Here is a 16,295-nt window from a genome sequence, read left to right as displayed (position 1 = left end):
TAGTGGCTTAGACGGGGGAGATAAACTTATATTTTTGCGCTTATTTCATTGCTGAAATAGGTTGCGCTAATAACGCTTTGGTCATTAGTAATGCGCGTTCGATAACTTGTGGATCGCGAGCTAATTTGTTTCTTAAACTGGCACCTAGCCACAGCTGGTAAAGAGTTTCTGCTGTATGTTCAGCATGCATTGCAGGAATTGAACCATCGGCAATACCAGCTTCGATTGCCCTAGTAAGGCGTGCAATTACAGCTGTTGAGCCTGTGTTTAGCGCTTTACGCATGGCTTCAGACAAATCGGCTACTTCTGCGCTTAGTTTTACCACTAAACACTTTTGGTCGCTGCTTTCACCATCTTGGGTACTTTGCCAGTGCAGCCAATAGCTCATCAGTCTATCTAGGCCGCTACCTTTACCTGTAGCAAACAAGTCATCAATACTGCTCAGATAACTGTCAAAGAAGCTGTTAATAATCTCTTCACCAAATTGCTCTTTCGATTTGAAATAGTGGTAAAAAGAACCCTTGGGGACGTCAGCAAACTTTAGAATTTGCGCTAGGCCAACATGGGTAAACCCTTTACTCGAGATCAGGCGGTAACCTGAGTCGATGATATGTTGGCGAGTTTGTTGAGGTGCTGTTTTCATGTTTCTAGCCTAACACAATTAGACCGGTCGTCTAGTTCGTGTGGTTACATCCTTAGTTCGAAATGGAATAAGCGAGTGTATCTAAACTTATCTATATGTTTTATAAGGGTTGTAGTGGCAGAATGTTGCGTGAAAAGTTCTGTTTAAGCACAACTGTTGACTCGATACCTGCGATGCAATTTAAGCTGCCGAGCGATTTTTTTACAAAGCTTTCGTAGCTGAGCAGGTCGCTTGCGACGATTTTAAGTAGGTAGTCGTGAGCACCGGTTACAACTGAACACTCCATGACTTGCTCTAAGTTTTCCATGCTTTCTTCAAATAAAATGGCATGTTGATCTGAGTTTTCTTTCAGCCTGACAAAGGCATATACCACAACATTTAAACCCACTTCTTTGGGATCGATTTGCGCAGCGTAACCACTTATCACCCCAGATTGTTCAAGCTTTCTAACCCTGCGTAGGCAAGGGGTGTCTGACATATTGAGTTTTGCAGCTAATTCACTAATCGCGATTCGGCCTTGGCGTTGGAGAATAGCCAGTATGTTGCGATCTTTATTGTCCATCGATGAAGCCTTTTGTCTGGGTTGGTGATAATCAATATTAATAATTCTTTTTATAGTGGATTTCGATCTTAAATGAAAGTTTTTAGGGATAGATTGCCGATTTAAACTGAACATATGCTGTTAGGCTAATTTGAGTAATCGACTCTAAATAACAAGGACCAGAAAATGACGCGCAACACCCAAGCATTCGATCATTGGATCCGCACCCGATTTGTTGAACTCAATAGTCAATTAGAAGTTTTGTACGCTGAGCAAAAAGATAGAGCCAATGTTGAAGGCATAGGTGAAGACTTAAAGCGACAGCTTGAAACTGAAGGTCGAGAGCTGATTGCCAGCTTATTGGTTGAGGGTAATACCGACGAAGGTTTTGATCATGCTTTTGATTTGTTAGGAAATGTGGGCTTGTATATGGCGGCCTGTCGCCGACATGAGATCACCGAGCCATCGAGAGAAACCACTTCTCCACTGATTGAAGCATCGACGTTAGCCATGCATATTGGCGCATCTATTGGTGTCACACCAAGGTTTGCCACGGCGCACCTGACGACTCATAACCGTGCTAAACAAGGTGTATACAAGCGTTTTACTAATTTGGGTGCTGAAAAGCTATTTGTTGATTACAACACCAAAGGAATTTTGGCGTATAAGCGTGCCGCTGACGCGTTACTAAAGATCCAACCTTTGGGCATTGATCATCCCATTGCCTATGACTTGCTGTTGGTTGCCAAACGGGCTTTGCGTGGTGTGATTGATTCAAACAAGGTGTTGTTTCAACAGCTTGATGCTGATGACTTTTTCTATTGTGTTCGCCCTTATTACAAGCCTTATCGAGTTGGAATTCAGGTGTATCGTGGCGCCAATGCTGGCGACTTTGCAGGGATTAACGTGATTGATATGTTGCTAGGCTTATGCGCGGCGAATGAGCCTGGTTATTCGCAAATGCTGGTGGATAAATTTCTATATATGATGCCTGAAGATCAAAGCATATTGCGAGACTGTATGCGTCGCACTAGCTTTATGGATGATCTGCTGAATATGACTCATCTTAATCATCAAGCTTGGTATCAGAAAAATGTAAAACTGTTTCTTGAAGTGTGCAAACTCCACGGTGAGACCGCGATTCAGCACCATAATCAATTGGTGACCAAGTATATCGCGCAGCCGTCAATTAAGCTGGAGCAGCAGCACCTTGCTAAAGTCACCGCTAGTGGTCCACCTTTGCCGGTATTGCTTAACTCATTAGAACAATTAAGAGACAGAAGAGCGGCAAGACAACGCGATGATATTAATACGCGCTTTGCCGATATAGCGGCGCTAAAAGCTAGCTTGGAGGTATGTTGATATGGAATCGTTTAAGCAAGATTTTGTGTTAACTACAGATAGCTATTTACTTAATCATTCGGTTGGGCGACCTTTAAAAACTGCCCAACAAAATTTTGAGGCGCAATTTTTCTCACCTTGGCAGCATTCAAACAGTGAGCCTTGGCAGGAGTGGCTGCAGGTCATTGAGTCCTTTAATACCAGTTTAGCGCGTTTATTTAACGCTAAGGCGAGTGAGTTTTGTCCGCAGGTTAATCTTTCTAGCGGGCTAACTAAGCTTGTTACGTCACTGCAGCAGTTACAAAGACCCAATGCTGTAGTGCTGATGTGTGAAATTGATTTCCCTAGTATGGGCTTTGCATTGCAAAAAGCGCTGCCAGATAGCTGTGAGCTGCGCTTTATTGCAAAAGACTTAGATATAACTGACGCAGCGGTTTGGCAGTCGTATATTACTGATGATGTTGATTTAGTATTTGTTAGTCATGTTTACTCTAACACTGGCCAGCAAGCGCCATTAGCGGAGATCCTTGCAGCAGCTAAGTGTAAGCAAGCATTGACTGTGATTGATGTTGCACAGTCAGCGGGGATTATTCCCTTAGATTTAAATCATTTACAGCCTGACTTTTTGATTGGCTCGAGTGTGAAATGGTTATGCGGCGGCCCCGGAGCGGCCTATTTGTGGATAAACTCAAAGCATATCGAGACATGCCAACCTAAGGATGTGGGTTGGTTTAGTCATGAGAATCCTTTTGAATTTGATATTCACGACTTTCGCTATCATGCCAGTGCCTTAAAGTTTTGGGGGGGGACGCCATCAATTGCACCCTATGCGATTGCTGCGCACAGCATTGAATACTTTGCCAATATTGGTAGCCATCATCTACGCGAGCACAATCAGAGTTTATTGAATTTATTGCATGATAGTTTGGGAGATGCAGTGGTATCACCTAAGCTTGAAAATAAGCGCAGCGCTACAGCAATATTGGATTTCGGGATCAAACAGCAGCAGGTTTTCACAGCGTTAAAGCGGGCTAAAATAAGTGTAGATGTGCGCAGTCAAGGGATCCGCGTGTCGCCACACATCTACAACAATATTAGTGACATTAACAGGTTAATTAAGGTTGTGGAGAGTTGTTAAGGTCTATGGCTACGGGTTTATTCCGTAGCCAAATAACTGCTTTGTAACAGCGAAATTAAGGCTGAACCGCTCTTAGGTGAGTTTTGCGGTAATCATATTTTTGATTAATTTGGTTTAACTCGCCGATTGAAAGCTTAGTTAATAAAGTATCGCCTTTCTCATCAGTTACAAACTTCTGCGCAGTACGGTTAACAAAGTCAACTACGTAGACACTGCTGTTTTCAATCTCAGTTGCGGTTTGCTGCGCAGCTTGGCTAGAACAGTCATTACATTTAGCAATCGGACCCATTGCCGCAACACTCGCGGTCGAAAGTAATAATCCGGCGGTCAACAAGGCTGCTTGGCTAAGTGATTTTGTCATAGTGGTATCCTTTTTTATAAAATAGTGATCTTTGTCACACTTTCAATCTAGTTTATATTTTAGGCAGAGTCCAGAACTTTTTGTTATTAAGTTGTTGTTTAATAGTATTTTATTTAGTTCGTGCTAATTTAGATTCGTGAGCAGGAAGGTATATATGATTTGCTGGAAAGCGAATTGGACTAGCTTGCTTAACCTAGATCTTTGGTCGATAGTAATGGTAGAGCGACGTTGTTCATTTAAGGGATTTTAATGAAGATATTCATGCTGTTAATTAGCCTATTTTGCTTTAGCGTTTCTGCTATGGACTGGCAAATTCAATCACTGACTGCTAATGCCTCATTTAGGGGCAGCGCAGTATCTGAAGGCGTTGTTTGGGTTACTGGTAGTAACAATCAAGTTTATATTTCTAAAGATACCGGTAAATCTTGGCAAGATGTGTCAGTCAAAGCTGAGTTGTTAATGGATTTTCGCGACATTGAAGTATTCGATGCCAACACTGCGATAGTGATGGGCGCGGGTGCCGGCGGTTTATCAAAGCTCTACATCACCCAAAATCAGGGCCTTAGCTGGGAGCTACTATACGATAATCCTGATGAACTTGGCTTTTTCAATTCGATTGCTTTTTGGGACCGAAATAACGGTTTGCTATTGGGTGATCCTGTTGGCGGCAGCTACGTGATATTACGTACCACTGATGGCGGCAAAAGTTGGCGACGCATCGCGCAACGAGAGTTGCCTGAAATGCTCGACAAAGAGCTGGCTTTTGCTGCTAGCGGGAATACGTTAATTGTAGATAAGCGCAGTAGAGCTTGGTTTACTTCTGGCGGCTTTAGTAGCTCAGTTTACAGTAGCGCTGATTCAGGAGAGCACTGGCGTAGACGGCCTGTGGCACTTTATGATGATACCCAAACTGCTGGTGGTTATGGTTTAGCTTTAAATACCTTAGGCGATCTGTTTGTACTTGGTGGCGATTACCAACAGCGGGATAAACATGACGCCAATATGGTGTATCTAAAGGGCTATGTGTGGCATAAACCGCCGGGAACCACTCCTGGACTGCGCACCGCAATGGCCTGTTACCAGGAAACCTGTATTGCAACAGGTAAGCTATCGACCGATATTTCCCATGATCATGGTTATAGCTGGCAGCCGCTGCAGATAAACGGTGAGTCACAAGGCTTCTTCACCTTAGCTATTGAGGGGAATACCTTAGTGGCCGCAGGACATAACGGCCGAGTCGCGGTGCATCAGTTTTAGTGCCGATAACGACATGCTTGTTGTAACAGCACAAGCCCAAGTGATTATTTTGGCTTTTTATTTGGTTTGCTGTTGATAATGTTTACCACTAATTCTTTCGATGATTTGAGTGGCATTTAAGTCATGGATCACGTTGATTACTGTTGCAGGAGCATCGGTAACTGCACCGATAATCACTAGGATCGGGATCACTTCTAGCGGTAAGCCTAAAGTTGTGACAATGAAGATCTCACCAAGAAAAGCGCCGCCGGGAACGCCACCAATCACAAAGGCTGACAGCACTGAAATCAATACCGTTAGCGCAAACACATCGGCAGTAAAATCTAAGCCTAAAATCGAATAGATAAACACAATCTTAAGCGCCGTTGTCATGGCTGCGCCGCCCTTATTCAGATTGACCAGCAAGGGGAGGCTAATATCGGCGATATCTTCACGTAGCCCCATTTTATTTGCGGCGCGAATATTCACAGGCAGAGATGCTAAAGAAGAACTCGTGCCTAAGGCTGTTGCTGAAGGCTCAATGGCATTACGCCAAAACTGCTTAACGCCATTTATGCCGCCACCAAGCCAAGCATAGAAAGTACTACCAAGACTGTAATAGATTGCTGCAGCGATAAAGAACAAGCCAATAGCGCGAGCAAAGGTACTTAACAACTCAGGATCTTGGCTCGCCATCGTTGAGGCAAAGTAAGCCCCAAGGCCGACAGGTGCGGCGACCATTAAAATAGACACGATTTTCATAATCACAGTATTCAAACTGTCGAGCATGGCTGAGACTTTTTCGCCGTCTCTACCTGATTGGCCGATAGCGATACCGCTGATCACCGACATAATTATCAGCGCCAGAATATTAGATTTCGATAACAGGCCGACAAAGTCATTGGTGGTCAGTAAACTCACAAAATCCATGTCACCAGAGCCAGTGTTGACTTGTTGCTGTAGGTCTAATGTCACGCCTTGGGCCGGATCGTAAATTGATGCTAAGCCAATAATCCCCAAGGTTGGGATAATGGCCATGATTATTGAGACTGCAAAAATGGTGATAAGTATTGCACCTAGGCGTTTTAAATCTGTCATTCGGGCAATGGATGAGGTTACGCTGATTGCTACTAATGGCACGATAATCATAAACAACAGGTTTAAAAATATCTGGCCTAATGGTTTTAGCTTTAGCGCAAAATCAGGGGCTAAAATGCCAATTATTCCACCTAGCATAAGCGCTGAAAGTAAGATGATTGAGCTGCGATAAGGCGCGAGTTTGTGCCACATGATTATTATTCCCTGAATGATGCCTGATGGTATTCAAGGCATGGGTTAAGACATAGTTCAGCAAGTAAATAGGCCTGCTATGGCAGGCCTAATTCTAGCGTATTTAAATGCAATAACAGTTAACGGCCGCGCCTTCCTTCACGCATTGCGCCATGCTGACGGGCATTTCGGGCTCGGTTTAGGCCTTCACGATCAAAATTATGTTGCCGATTGATGTTGTTACTGCGGTTTATTTGGTTGTTGGGCCTTGTCACTAGAGGATTAGACAGGGATTTAGGCTGAGATATTTCACGATTATTTATCCCAGTTTCAATTTTCTGTCTTGTTTCGGGGGCTGGTGTCCAGCTTCCTTTATCACGGCTTTGCCACTTGCCGTCTAAGTCTCTAGCCACGTTGCCATTTTTATCAGCAAAAACATTGTTAGTGCGCGCCTTGTTATGATTGGCAGGTTTAAACTTATTGTTTACCTTTGCCGGATCAGCATTGCGATTACGGGTTTCTGGGCGGTTATAAAGATTGTTTTTACCGACTCGATTGCCCGTTCGTTTATTGCCTGAAATGCCAGTGTTTTTAGCCAGCTTATTAGAGATATTGGTGCGGTTGCCTATGCTGACACTGTTGCCAATATTGACATCGCCTGTGTTGATCACCACAGGTCTGCGATAACCACCACCATAGTAGCCGCCACAGCAACGACCCGGATAATAATGATTGCCCCAACCCGCGCTCCAGCCTATGCCAGCGCTAAAGAATCCGTTACTCCAGCTAACACCTACGTTCCAACCCGTCCAAGGATTGTAGCCCACGTGCAAGCCCCAAGTTGGTGGGCGTGGATAGTAGTAGCGGCCCCAATAAGGTGGATAATACCAACCAGTGCCATAAACTGGCACGCCATAGTAAGGATAAGACCACATATAACCAGGCGTATAACCCACATAAACGACTTCTGGAGTTGAGTCATAAATTTCAACGTAGGTGGTGTTGTACACTGGCGAACTTGGCGGAATCTTAGCTATTTCATCATTTGGAATATTGTCAGCCACTTGCCAAGGGCCTTTAGCGTTAGATGCGCTAAACCACACACCATTATCAACGGCATAATATTGGTTGTTTATCTTTAATACTTGGGTGTTGGTATTTACGGCATAGGCGACTTTGGTGCCGGGGATAGCGTTAAACTTGGGCTCGCCATCATACTCTACGCTGAGCTTAGCTGAATCTCGTTTAATCGCTGCAGTTTGCGGAATTTGTGCATCGAGTACTGCTTGGTCAGCTTCAGTGGTACCTGCAACAGATACTCTGAGGCCGCCTATATCGGACTCGGGGGGGATTTCACTAAAACTTGCGGGTAATTTATCTGGGCGAACAAAGCTCCACGGACCAGCCTCTTTTTTAGATTTAAACCAACGGCCAGAAAGCAGTAGATACATATCCCCGCTCGATGTTTCGCGGATCCAAGCGGTTTCGGTATTGCTAACATATAGTAGTTTACCTTCAATTAAGCTTTGCCATTGCGGCCTACCGTCTGTCGATACCAGTTCCGTAGGCTGATCTACCGCGATAATCGCTGGAGCATCTGCACTAGATGCAGGGCTATTAGATTGTTCAGGTAGCATTTTTACTAAGTCTTGCGGTGGATATTCAGTGACTTGCCAAGGTCCTAATGGTTTATCTGCTGTGTACCAATAGGTACCACTGCTGAGGTAAAGTTTTTGGCTGTTTTTATTACGGGCTACGGCAAAAGGCGTATTGAGTGCGCGCTCAAAGGGGCTATTTTCAATATCTCTAAACTGCGGCGAGCCATCAAAAGAGAGTAATACAGCGAGTTGTTGGCGAAATAGGATATCGGGGGCATCGCTTTTGAGCTCTTTGAGGCTTTGTTTTTCTTGTTCGGCATTAGCAAGGCTTGCTGATAAACGCTCCATAGAGATCTCGAACTGACTATTCTCTAGCTCTTTTTCAACCACCTCGGTAAATCGTTGCTCATCGCTGGGCTGTGAGTCTGGCCAGCGTACTTTAGTGACCTCAACATTACGTACGGTTGCAACATCGTTGCTGGTATCGATGCGAGCGCTGAACCAAAAGGCACCAAATATGAGCTCGTCGCGGTCAATTAGCTCCAGCGACATCGCAGCACGGCCTTGCAAGATATTGCCTTTTAACGATTCTGGCTGCGGCTGATACACCACAATCGTGCCCTCTTCAGCAGTGACATCTTGCGGCCATTCAATGGCCTTAGCCGGTAAAATACTGAGAACAAATAGCAATGGAAACCATAAGACTGCTTTGGCGTTGATTGAAATGAGTGCTGGCATGATAGCTCCCTCTATAACTGTTAAGTACAAGCTAACATAGTTGCTTGTTTTTGCAGCGCCTTATACCAATCGATATTAGGTATATTCAGTTTTGTATGTCGCTGATATAACTATAGTGGCTGGTTGATGTAAGAAAAATTTTTAGCCAATAAAAAAGCCCTAAACATTGCTGTTTAGGGCTTTAGCTAGCCTAAGCGGCTAGTGGGGCAACTCAAAGGATTACAAGCTGTAGTAAAGCTCGAATTCTACTGGGTGAGTTGTTTGGTTGATGCGTTCAACGTCTGCAGACTTAAGTGCGATGTAAGAATCGATAAAGTCGTTAGTGAATACGTCGCCACGAGTTAGGAACTCACGGTCAGCATCTAGGCACTCAAGTGCGTTTTCTAGTGAAGTCGCAACTGTTGGGATTTCTGCTGCTTCTTCAGCTGGAAGATCATATAGATCTTTATCCATTGCTTCACCTGGGTGGATCTTGTTTTGAATACCGTCAAGACCAGCCATTAGCATTGCAGAGAACGCTAAGTATGGGTTAGCAACTGGGTCACCAAAACGAACTTCGATACGACGTGCTTTAGCGCTTGGTACCACTGGGATACGGATAGAAGCAGAGCGGTTAGCTGCTGAGTAAGCTAGCATTACTGGTGCTTCAAAGTGCGGTACAAGACGCTTGTAAGAGTTAGTTGATGGGTTAGCAAATGCGTTAATTGCGCGAGCATGCTTAATTACACCACCGATGTAGAATAGAGCTGTTTCGCTCAATCCGCCGTACTTGTCACCAGCAAATAGGTTAACGCCGTCTTTAGCTAGAGACTGATGCACGTGCATACCGCTACCGTTGTCACCAACGATTGGCTTAGGCATAAATGTCGCAGTCTTGTTGTAAGCGTGAGCAACGTTATGAACAACATACTTAAGCACCTGAACTTCGTCAGCCTTAAGGGTTAGCGTGTTGAAACGTGTAGCAATTTCGTTCTGACCAGCTGTTGCAACTTCATGGTGATGCGCTTCAACAACTTGACCCATCTCTTCTAGTACCAAACACATAGCACTACGGATGTCTTGTGAAGAGTCAACTGGTGCTACTGGGAAGTAACCACCTTTAACGCCTGGACGGTGACCTTTGTTGCCATCTTCGTAGCTAGTACCTGAGTTCCAAGCCGCTTCTTCTGCGTCAACTTTGTAGAAACAACCTGACATGTCAGCACTGAACTTAACATCGTCAAATAGGAAGAATTCTGGCTCTGGACCAATTAGTACAGTGTCAGCGATACCTGTTGAACGTAGGTAATCTTCAGCTTTCTTTGCAATCGAGCGTGGGTCACGGTTGTAACCAGTCATTGTGCCTGGGTTTAGAATGTCACAACGAATGTTAGCTGTGGTTTCAGCTGTGAAAGGGTCAAGTACGAAACTTGCTGGATCTGGCATCAATACCATGTCTGATTCGTTAATGCCTTTCCAACCTTGGATTGAAGAACCATCGAACATTTTACCGTCTTCGAAGAAGTCAGCGTCAACTTGGTGAGTAGGAATTGAAACGTGTTGCTCTTTACCTATGGTATCGGTAAAACGCAAATCAACAAATTTAACTTCTAGTTCTTTTAGTTGTTGTAAAACTGATTCTGCAGACATTCTCAAATCTCCGAGTAGGGTAAAGGGTTGTCCCTTTGTTTTATCTTTAAATATTTAGCGCTTAACGCGAATCTGATATTCATATAGCGAGAGTCGTGCCAAACTTGTAACTTATTGAATAGTAGCAGTTTGATGTTTTGTGGCTGCAATTAAATAAAACGTTTTGCACTGTTTTGGTGCGTGGTGTGGATCTTTGTGGTGCACTAATAAAGAGCCTAATGGTGCACGCGCCATAACAGTGCAGCTATTGATAAAGCTCAATTTTAGCCAGCTACATTTCTCTAAACTGCAGCGAGTACAATAACTAACAGATAGTGATTTTTATAGGGTGTAAATCAAGGAAATAGCATCTGTATTTAAATAAGTGTTATTGGCAATAAAGACAGTGTCGATTTAGCTAAAATTTAGCGTCTGATCTATAGGGAAATAGTCTGGATTTTGCTTAAAACTAGCTAAAAATGGAATTTAGCAAAGGGAGTGATAGTAATAGTCTCACACAGCGAAAGTATAAAAAAGTGTATAAAAAGCGGGCGTTAGAGCGAAAAAAATCAATGCGAAAGAGTTATTTTTAACGATTGGTTAAAAATAATCCTGTGAGATAGCGCCGAGCTAGAGTAGAATGTCACGCTTTTTATTGCAACTACTATACTAGATTGGTTTTAGTTGTTGTCAGTAACCCCCCTATATTTTATACCGATGGTAAGAGGTTTAGCCGTGTTAGAGAATTTACGTAACATCGCCATTATTGCACACGTTGACCATGGTAAGACTACCTTGGTTGATAAGATGCTGGCGCAGTCAGGAACCCTTGAGTCTCGAGGAGAAGCCACTGAGCGGGTGATGGATTCAAATGATCTTGAAAAGGAACGTGGTATCACGATTCTGGCCAAGAACACTGCCATCAAGTGGAACGATTACCGCATCAACATCGTAGACACCCCAGGTCACGCCGATTTCGGTGGTGAGGTTGAGCGTGTTCTATCTATGGTTGACTCAGTATTGCTACTAGTTGACGCAGTTGATGGCCCAATGCCACAAACTCGCTTCGTAACTAAGAAAGCTTTCGCTCAAGGCCTAAAGCCAATCGTTGTTATTAACAAGATTGACCGTCCAGGCGCGCGCCCAGATTGGGTTATTGACCAAGTATTTGACTTGTTCGACAACCTAGGCGCTACCGATGAGCAACTAGATTTCCCAATCGTTTATGCTTCTGCACTAAACGGTTTTGCTTCATTAGATCCAGACGAAGTTAGCGCAGATATGACTCCGCTATTTGAAACGATCGTTGAAAAAGTTTCTTCACCAGATGCTGACGCTGAAGGTGATTTCCAGATGCAGATTTCGCAGCTGGACTACAACTCATACGTTGGTGTTATTGGTGTTGGTCGTGTTAAGCGCGGTAGCGTTAAGACAAACCAGCAAGTTACTATCATCGATGCTGAAGGTAACAAGCGTAACGGTAAAGTAGGCCAAGTATTAGGTTACATGGGTCTAGAGCGTCACGAAGTTACTGAAGCTAACGCTGGTGACATCGTAGCTATTACTGGTCTTGGTCAGCTAAAGATTTCTGACACAGTTTGTGCAACTTCTACTGTTGAAGCGCTACCTCCATTGTCTGTTGATGAACCAACACTAACAATGACTTTCCAGGTAAACACTTCTCCATTCGCTGGTAAAGAAGGTAAGTACGTAACTTCACGTAACATCCTTGAGCGTCTAGAGCAGGAACTAGTACACAACGTAGCACTTCGCGTTGAAGAAACTGACAGCCCAGATCGTTTCCGCGTATCAGGCCGTGGTGAACTTCACCTATCTATCTTGATCGAAAACATGCGTCGTGAAGGTTACGAGCTAGCTGTTTCTCGTCCAGAAGTTATCATGAAAGAGATCGATGGCGAGATGTGTGAGCCGTTCGAAACGCTAACTGTTGACGTTCAAGAAGAACATCAAGGTGCTGTAATTGAGAAGCTTGGTACTCGTAAGGGTGACATGAAGGACATGCAGTTAGACGGTAAGGGTCGTGTACGTATCGACTTCGTTATCCCTAGCCGTGGTCTAATCGGTTTCCAAACTGAATTCATGACAGCGACTTCTGGTACTGGTCTAATTTACCACTCATTCGATCACTACGGCCCACAAAAAGGCGGTGACATTGGTCAACGTGCACGTGGTGTATTGATCTCTAACGCAACGGGTAAGGCACTTACATTCGCACTATTCGGTCTGCAAGAGCGTGGTCGTCTGTTTATTGGTCACGCTGCAGAAGTATACGAAGGTCAAGTAGTTGGTCTTCACGCACGTGCTAACGACCTTACAGTTAACTGTTTGAAAGGTAAGCAGCTAACTAACATGCGTGCATCTGGTACTGACGAAGCTCAAGTACTAACTCCGCATATCGAAATGACTCTAGAACAAGCTCTTGAGTTCATCGATGATGACGAATTAGTAGAAGTAACTCCGCTGAGCATTCGTGTTCGTAAGCGTTACTTGACTGAAAACGAGCGTAAGCGTCATAACCGTAAGTAATGACCGCGTTTAGCTTCAACCTGTAATCAGGTTAAGTATTTAAAAGCCCTTAACATGCAAATGTTGGGGGCTTTTTTGTTACTTGTCATTTATCTCTTCAGTGGCAAGGCTCACTTTTTCTCCCTAGTTGGGGGAGAACCCTCATTAATCAATGCTTTAAGTCTTAGATCACAGCGTGTTCTAGAGTGTGAAGCTCCGCTTACCTATCAATTCCGCTCAAGCGCTAGCTGTCACTAATTTAGTAATAAATGAACCCGCTTAGCAAAAATCAGAATACACTAATACTCATTTGGAGGTATGACGGTTGTGGCACATTTTTAAATTTAGATTTGCCGTAATTTAGTCACTGCTTGAGTAACTTGCATTGCAAATTTACAAAGCATTGCTGCGAATAATGCAGACATTTTTGAGCCACTATCTGGCTTGCTAAGCGCATTTTTTGAATGAGTTCAGATGGACTCTATTGGAGAAAGTTGTGGAATTTCTACTTTTTTGCCTCATTTTTATTGCTTGTTTCTTGGTGGCTTTCAAACCTCATAAACAGAAACTGGCGCATATTTTTTTAGCTCTGAGCATTTTAATGAGTATGGGGATTTGGTTGATTGCTACTTGGGGCATGTTAGTGCCTGCCGGTAACCTGTGAGAACACTATGATGAATGAATTAACAGTAAACAGAATTATATCATTAGCGGCCTTGGCGCTAATTGCGCTGCCGGTCGGTATTGCTTGTATCATCTTAGGTTTTGCTATGGGTGATACTCCTTGCATTCTTTGCTGGCAAGAGCGCACGGCTATGGTGCTGGTATCGCTGATCGCTATTTTTATCATGCGTTACGGCTTGAAGCCAAAGTATATCGGTGCACTGATTATCACCGCCGTATACGGCTTATGGGCAGGTTACCGCCATAGCTCCGCACATATTCTGCGTGATATTGGCCAAGGCTTTGGTCCGGCTATTTTTGGCGTACACACTTATGTGTGGGTGATTGTGGTCTTTGCGATTATTTTATTGTTTGCTGGCGTATTAATGCTGCTACAGGGCGATAAGCTAGTAGAGAAGAGTGATAGCAGTGAATGGAGCCTACTGAATAAGATCACTGTAAATGTGTTCTTAGTCATCATTGGCTTCAACATAGTACAAGCCTTTACGCAAACCGGACCATTCCCTTATATAGGTCAAAGCGACCCTGTGCGTATGACATTCGATTCAGAGAAAACGATTTGGTCAACGGCTAACTGGCCCGAGTTTTCTAAGCTCTCTGCGCGTGGTGCTTACTCGATCGAGAAGCCTGACTTTGCAGCTATGACGCAAAATGATGCCACTAAAGTTGCCACAAGTAATACGCTACCAATGCTTAAAAGTGTTGAACTGCCAAGTGATATATTCGGTTTAGCTACGGGCATGAGCTATAACCCTCAAAGCAAGTTATACGTTGTCGTAACTAGCAATAATTGGGTTTACTTCTTGGATGACACGCTAACCACTGTTTTGGCTAAAGTGCAGATTGATGCGGCTTTCTCTGCTGAAATATCTAACCTTGCCGGTGTGACTTTTGATGGTGAAACCTCTGTATTAGTTACAGCAGATCATAAGAGTTTTGTGCGAGTCGAGTACGATCCAAGCGTCAAGTTTGGCGATACATATGGCCGCTTTATCGAAGGTACAGATGGCGTGCGTGAATTGAAGCGCAGCCGTTTTGCGACAGTGCGAGCTAAGTACAATTACGTTGCTAACGTGGGTTGGGACGCGAACACTCAAGAGTACTTAATGGTGGCTTTGCCCGATCTGAAGCGTAATAACTTTGTGGTGTCACGTTTAAGCGGTAAAGATTATGAGCTAAACAGTGAAGCGATTATTAGCATTGACGCTAAGGCTTACCCAAATGTAACCGGTATTAGCGTTGCAAATGATAAAGCTTATTTACTGAGCCATTCAGGTCAGCAAATGTTAACCATGGATTTAGCTTCAAATACCGTTGTTACAGCGAGTGATATGACAGGGCTAAATAACCCACAAGCACTGACCGTAGTGAATGGTGAATTTGCAGTACTGGATGCGACTGAAGCTAACAACCGCGTTAACTTCTACCAAGTTCAGCACTAATCATTTAAAGCGATCTAATAAATTGCTTTGATAATACTAAGCCCTTAATTAATCGTTAAGGGCTTTTTAATACTTTAAGCTAGCGTATATGGTGTGTAAGGAGGCACTATATGCTGGTGATTGGCTATCCAGAATGCAAATCCTAGTGCAATAGCTCACAGCTTGATTAAGTTTGAGATTACTAATATAGGCGAATTGGTATAATCGTTAAAAATCTCTGCTAGTCGTCATTAAACGACAATAGAGTGCCCTCAATTAATATCGCTAATAACATTAAAGGTAGTGACCAATGAAGCGGATTTTATCCATTCAATCCCACGTGGTATTTGGCTGTGCTGGTAACAGTAGCGCTGTATTTCCAATGCGTCGTCTAGGAATGGAAGTTTGGCCTATTAATACTGTGCAGTTCTCAAACCATACCCAGTATGCACAAGGTTGGGCTGGAATGATCATGCCGGCAGGTCAAATCACTGAGTTGGTGCAAGGCTTGGATAATATCGGTGAGTTGCAACACTGTGATGCATTATTGAGTGGTTATTTAGGCAGTGCAGAGCAAGGCGCTGAAATTGCTGCTGCAGTGCAAAAAATGAAAGCGCTTAATCCTAATGCTATCTACTTTTGTGATCCTGTTATGGGCCATCCTGAAAAGGGCTGTATTGTTTCACCGGGTGTGCAGGAATTTTTAAAGACTCAAGCTTTAGCGGTAGCAGACATTATTGCACCAAATCTATTAGAGTTAGAAACCCTAACAGACACTGAACTACATAACCTAGATGAAGTGATTAAGGCTTGTCAGAGTTTGTTAGCACAAGGGCTGCAGATGGTTGTGGTTAAGCACCTTGCAAAAGCGGCAACCAGCAAAGAGCAGTTTGAGATGTTGCTCGTCACTCAAGATGGCAGCTATTTAATCTCGCGTCCATTATATGAATTTGAAAAGCAACCAGTGGGTGTTGGGGATTTGATCAGCGGCTTGATGTTAGCGAACCTACAAGCAGGTTATAGTCCTGTAGAGGCCTTTGAGCGTACCAATGCCTCAGTTGATGCAGTATTGCTAGAAACCTTTAAGCAAGGCGCTTATGAGCTACAGCTTATTCGTGCGCAAGATGCAATTGCAGCACCTGTGATTAAAGAGCATGCTAAGCCAGTTGCTGCTATCTAAGCTGAGTAGAG

At 43.8% G+C, this 16,295-nt stretch carries 13 protein-coding genes; 7 read left to right on the top strand and 6 right to left on the bottom strand.

Going from position 1 to position 16,295, the window contains the following annotated elements:
- Window positions 1-40: 40 nt before the first annotated feature.
- Together L2740_RS05890 and L2740_RS05885 are read right to left on the bottom strand one after the other, a co-directional pair.
- The gene (locus L2740_RS05890) at window positions 41-643 is read right to left on the bottom strand and encodes a TetR/AcrR family transcriptional regulator (protein ID WP_248949174.1); all 603 of its coding nucleotides are present in this window, start codon (window positions 641-643) and stop codon (window positions 41-43) included.
- Between the two features lie 100 nt (window positions 644-743).
- The gene (locus L2740_RS05885; RefSeq protein ID WP_248949173.1) at window positions 744-1,205 is read right to left on the bottom strand and encodes an Lrp/AsnC family transcriptional regulator; all 462 of its coding nucleotides are present in this window, start codon (window positions 1,203-1,205) and stop codon (window positions 744-746) included.
- A gap of 165 nt (window positions 1,206-1,370) precedes the next feature.
- On the opposite strand from L2740_RS05885, the gene L2740_RS05880 reads away from it, so the two are divergent.
- Window positions 1,371-2,546 (top strand): PrnB family protein, encoded by a 1,176-nt coding sequence (locus L2740_RS05880; protein ID WP_248949172.1) that lies wholly within the window; start codon window positions 1,371-1,373, stop codon window positions 2,544-2,546.
- A gap of 1 nt (window position 2,547) precedes the next feature.
- Window positions 2,548-3,663, top strand: a complete 1,116-nt coding sequence (locus L2740_RS05875; RefSeq protein WP_248949171.1) for an aminotransferase class V-fold PLP-dependent enzyme — start codon at window positions 2,548-2,550, stop codon at window positions 3,661-3,663.
- Window positions 3,664-3,718: 55 nt separating this feature from the next.
- Here the strand turns inward: L2740_RS05875 and L2740_RS05870 are convergent, their stop codons facing one another.
- The gene (locus L2740_RS05870; protein WP_248949170.1) at window positions 3,719-4,024 is read right to left on the bottom strand and encodes a hypothetical protein; all 306 of its coding nucleotides are present in this window, start codon (window positions 4,022-4,024) and stop codon (window positions 3,719-3,721) included.
- A gap of 249 nt (window positions 4,025-4,273) precedes the next feature.
- Here L2740_RS05870 and L2740_RS05865 point away from each other — a divergent pair, with 249 nt between their 5' ends.
- Window positions 4,274-5,281, top strand: coding sequence for a WD40/YVTN/BNR-like repeat-containing protein (locus L2740_RS05865; protein ID WP_248949169.1), 1,008 nt, complete (start codon window positions 4,274-4,276; stop codon window positions 5,279-5,281).
- Between the two features lie 57 nt (window positions 5,282-5,338).
- On the opposite strand, the gene L2740_RS05860 is transcribed toward L2740_RS05865, so the two are convergent.
- From L2740_RS05860 to glnA, 3 genes are all read right to left on the bottom strand, one after another.
- Window positions 5,339-6,550 (bottom strand): dicarboxylate/amino acid:cation symporter, encoded by a 1,212-nt coding sequence (locus tag L2740_RS05860; protein ID WP_248949168.1) that lies wholly within the window; start codon window positions 6,548-6,550, stop codon window positions 5,339-5,341.
- A gap of 119 nt (window positions 6,551-6,669) precedes the next feature.
- Complete coding sequence (locus L2740_RS05855) at window positions 6,670-8,865, bottom strand: carbohydrate-binding family V/XII (RefSeq protein ID WP_248949167.1); 2,196 nt, start codon at window positions 8,863-8,865, stop codon at window positions 6,670-6,672.
- A 219-nt stretch (window positions 8,866-9,084) separates the two neighbouring features.
- Window positions 9,085-10,494: a glutamate--ammonia ligase gene (glnA, locus tag L2740_RS05850; RefSeq protein ID WP_248949166.1), complete on the bottom strand. Its 1,410-nt coding sequence runs from the start codon at window positions 10,492-10,494 to the stop codon at window positions 9,085-9,087.
- Window positions 10,495-11,208: 714 nt separating this feature from the next.
- Here glnA and typA point away from each other — a divergent pair.
- The 4 genes from typA (at window position 11,209) to pdxY (ending at window position 16,284) form a co-directional block, all read left to right on the top strand.
- Window positions 11,209-13,020 (top strand): translational GTPase TypA, encoded by a 1,812-nt coding sequence (gene typA, locus L2740_RS05845; RefSeq protein WP_248949165.1) that lies wholly within the window; start codon window positions 11,209-11,211, stop codon window positions 13,018-13,020.
- Between the two features lie 475 nt (window positions 13,021-13,495).
- Window positions 13,496-13,663, top strand: a complete 168-nt coding sequence (locus L2740_RS05840) for a hypothetical protein (protein WP_248949164.1) — start codon at window positions 13,496-13,498, stop codon at window positions 13,661-13,663.
- A 7-nt stretch (window positions 13,664-13,670) separates the two neighbouring features.
- Window positions 13,671-15,125, top strand: coding sequence for a disulfide bond formation protein B (locus L2740_RS05835; RefSeq protein ID WP_248949163.1), 1,455 nt, complete (start codon window positions 13,671-13,673; stop codon window positions 15,123-15,125).
- Between the two features lie 289 nt (window positions 15,126-15,414).
- Window positions 15,415-16,284: a pyridoxal kinase PdxY gene (gene pdxY / locus L2740_RS05830; RefSeq protein WP_248949162.1), complete on the top strand. Its 870-nt coding sequence runs from the start codon at window positions 15,415-15,417 to the stop codon at window positions 16,282-16,284.
- Window positions 16,285-16,295: the final 11 nt, after the last annotated feature.

The organism is Shewanella pneumatophori (assembly GCF_023283895.1).
GTDB classification, from domain to species: Bacteria; Pseudomonadota; Gammaproteobacteria; order Enterobacterales; family Shewanellaceae; genus Shewanella; species Shewanella pneumatophori.
Note: the sequence above shows the minus strand (reverse complement) of the source record. Positions and strands in the feature narration are given on the sequence as shown.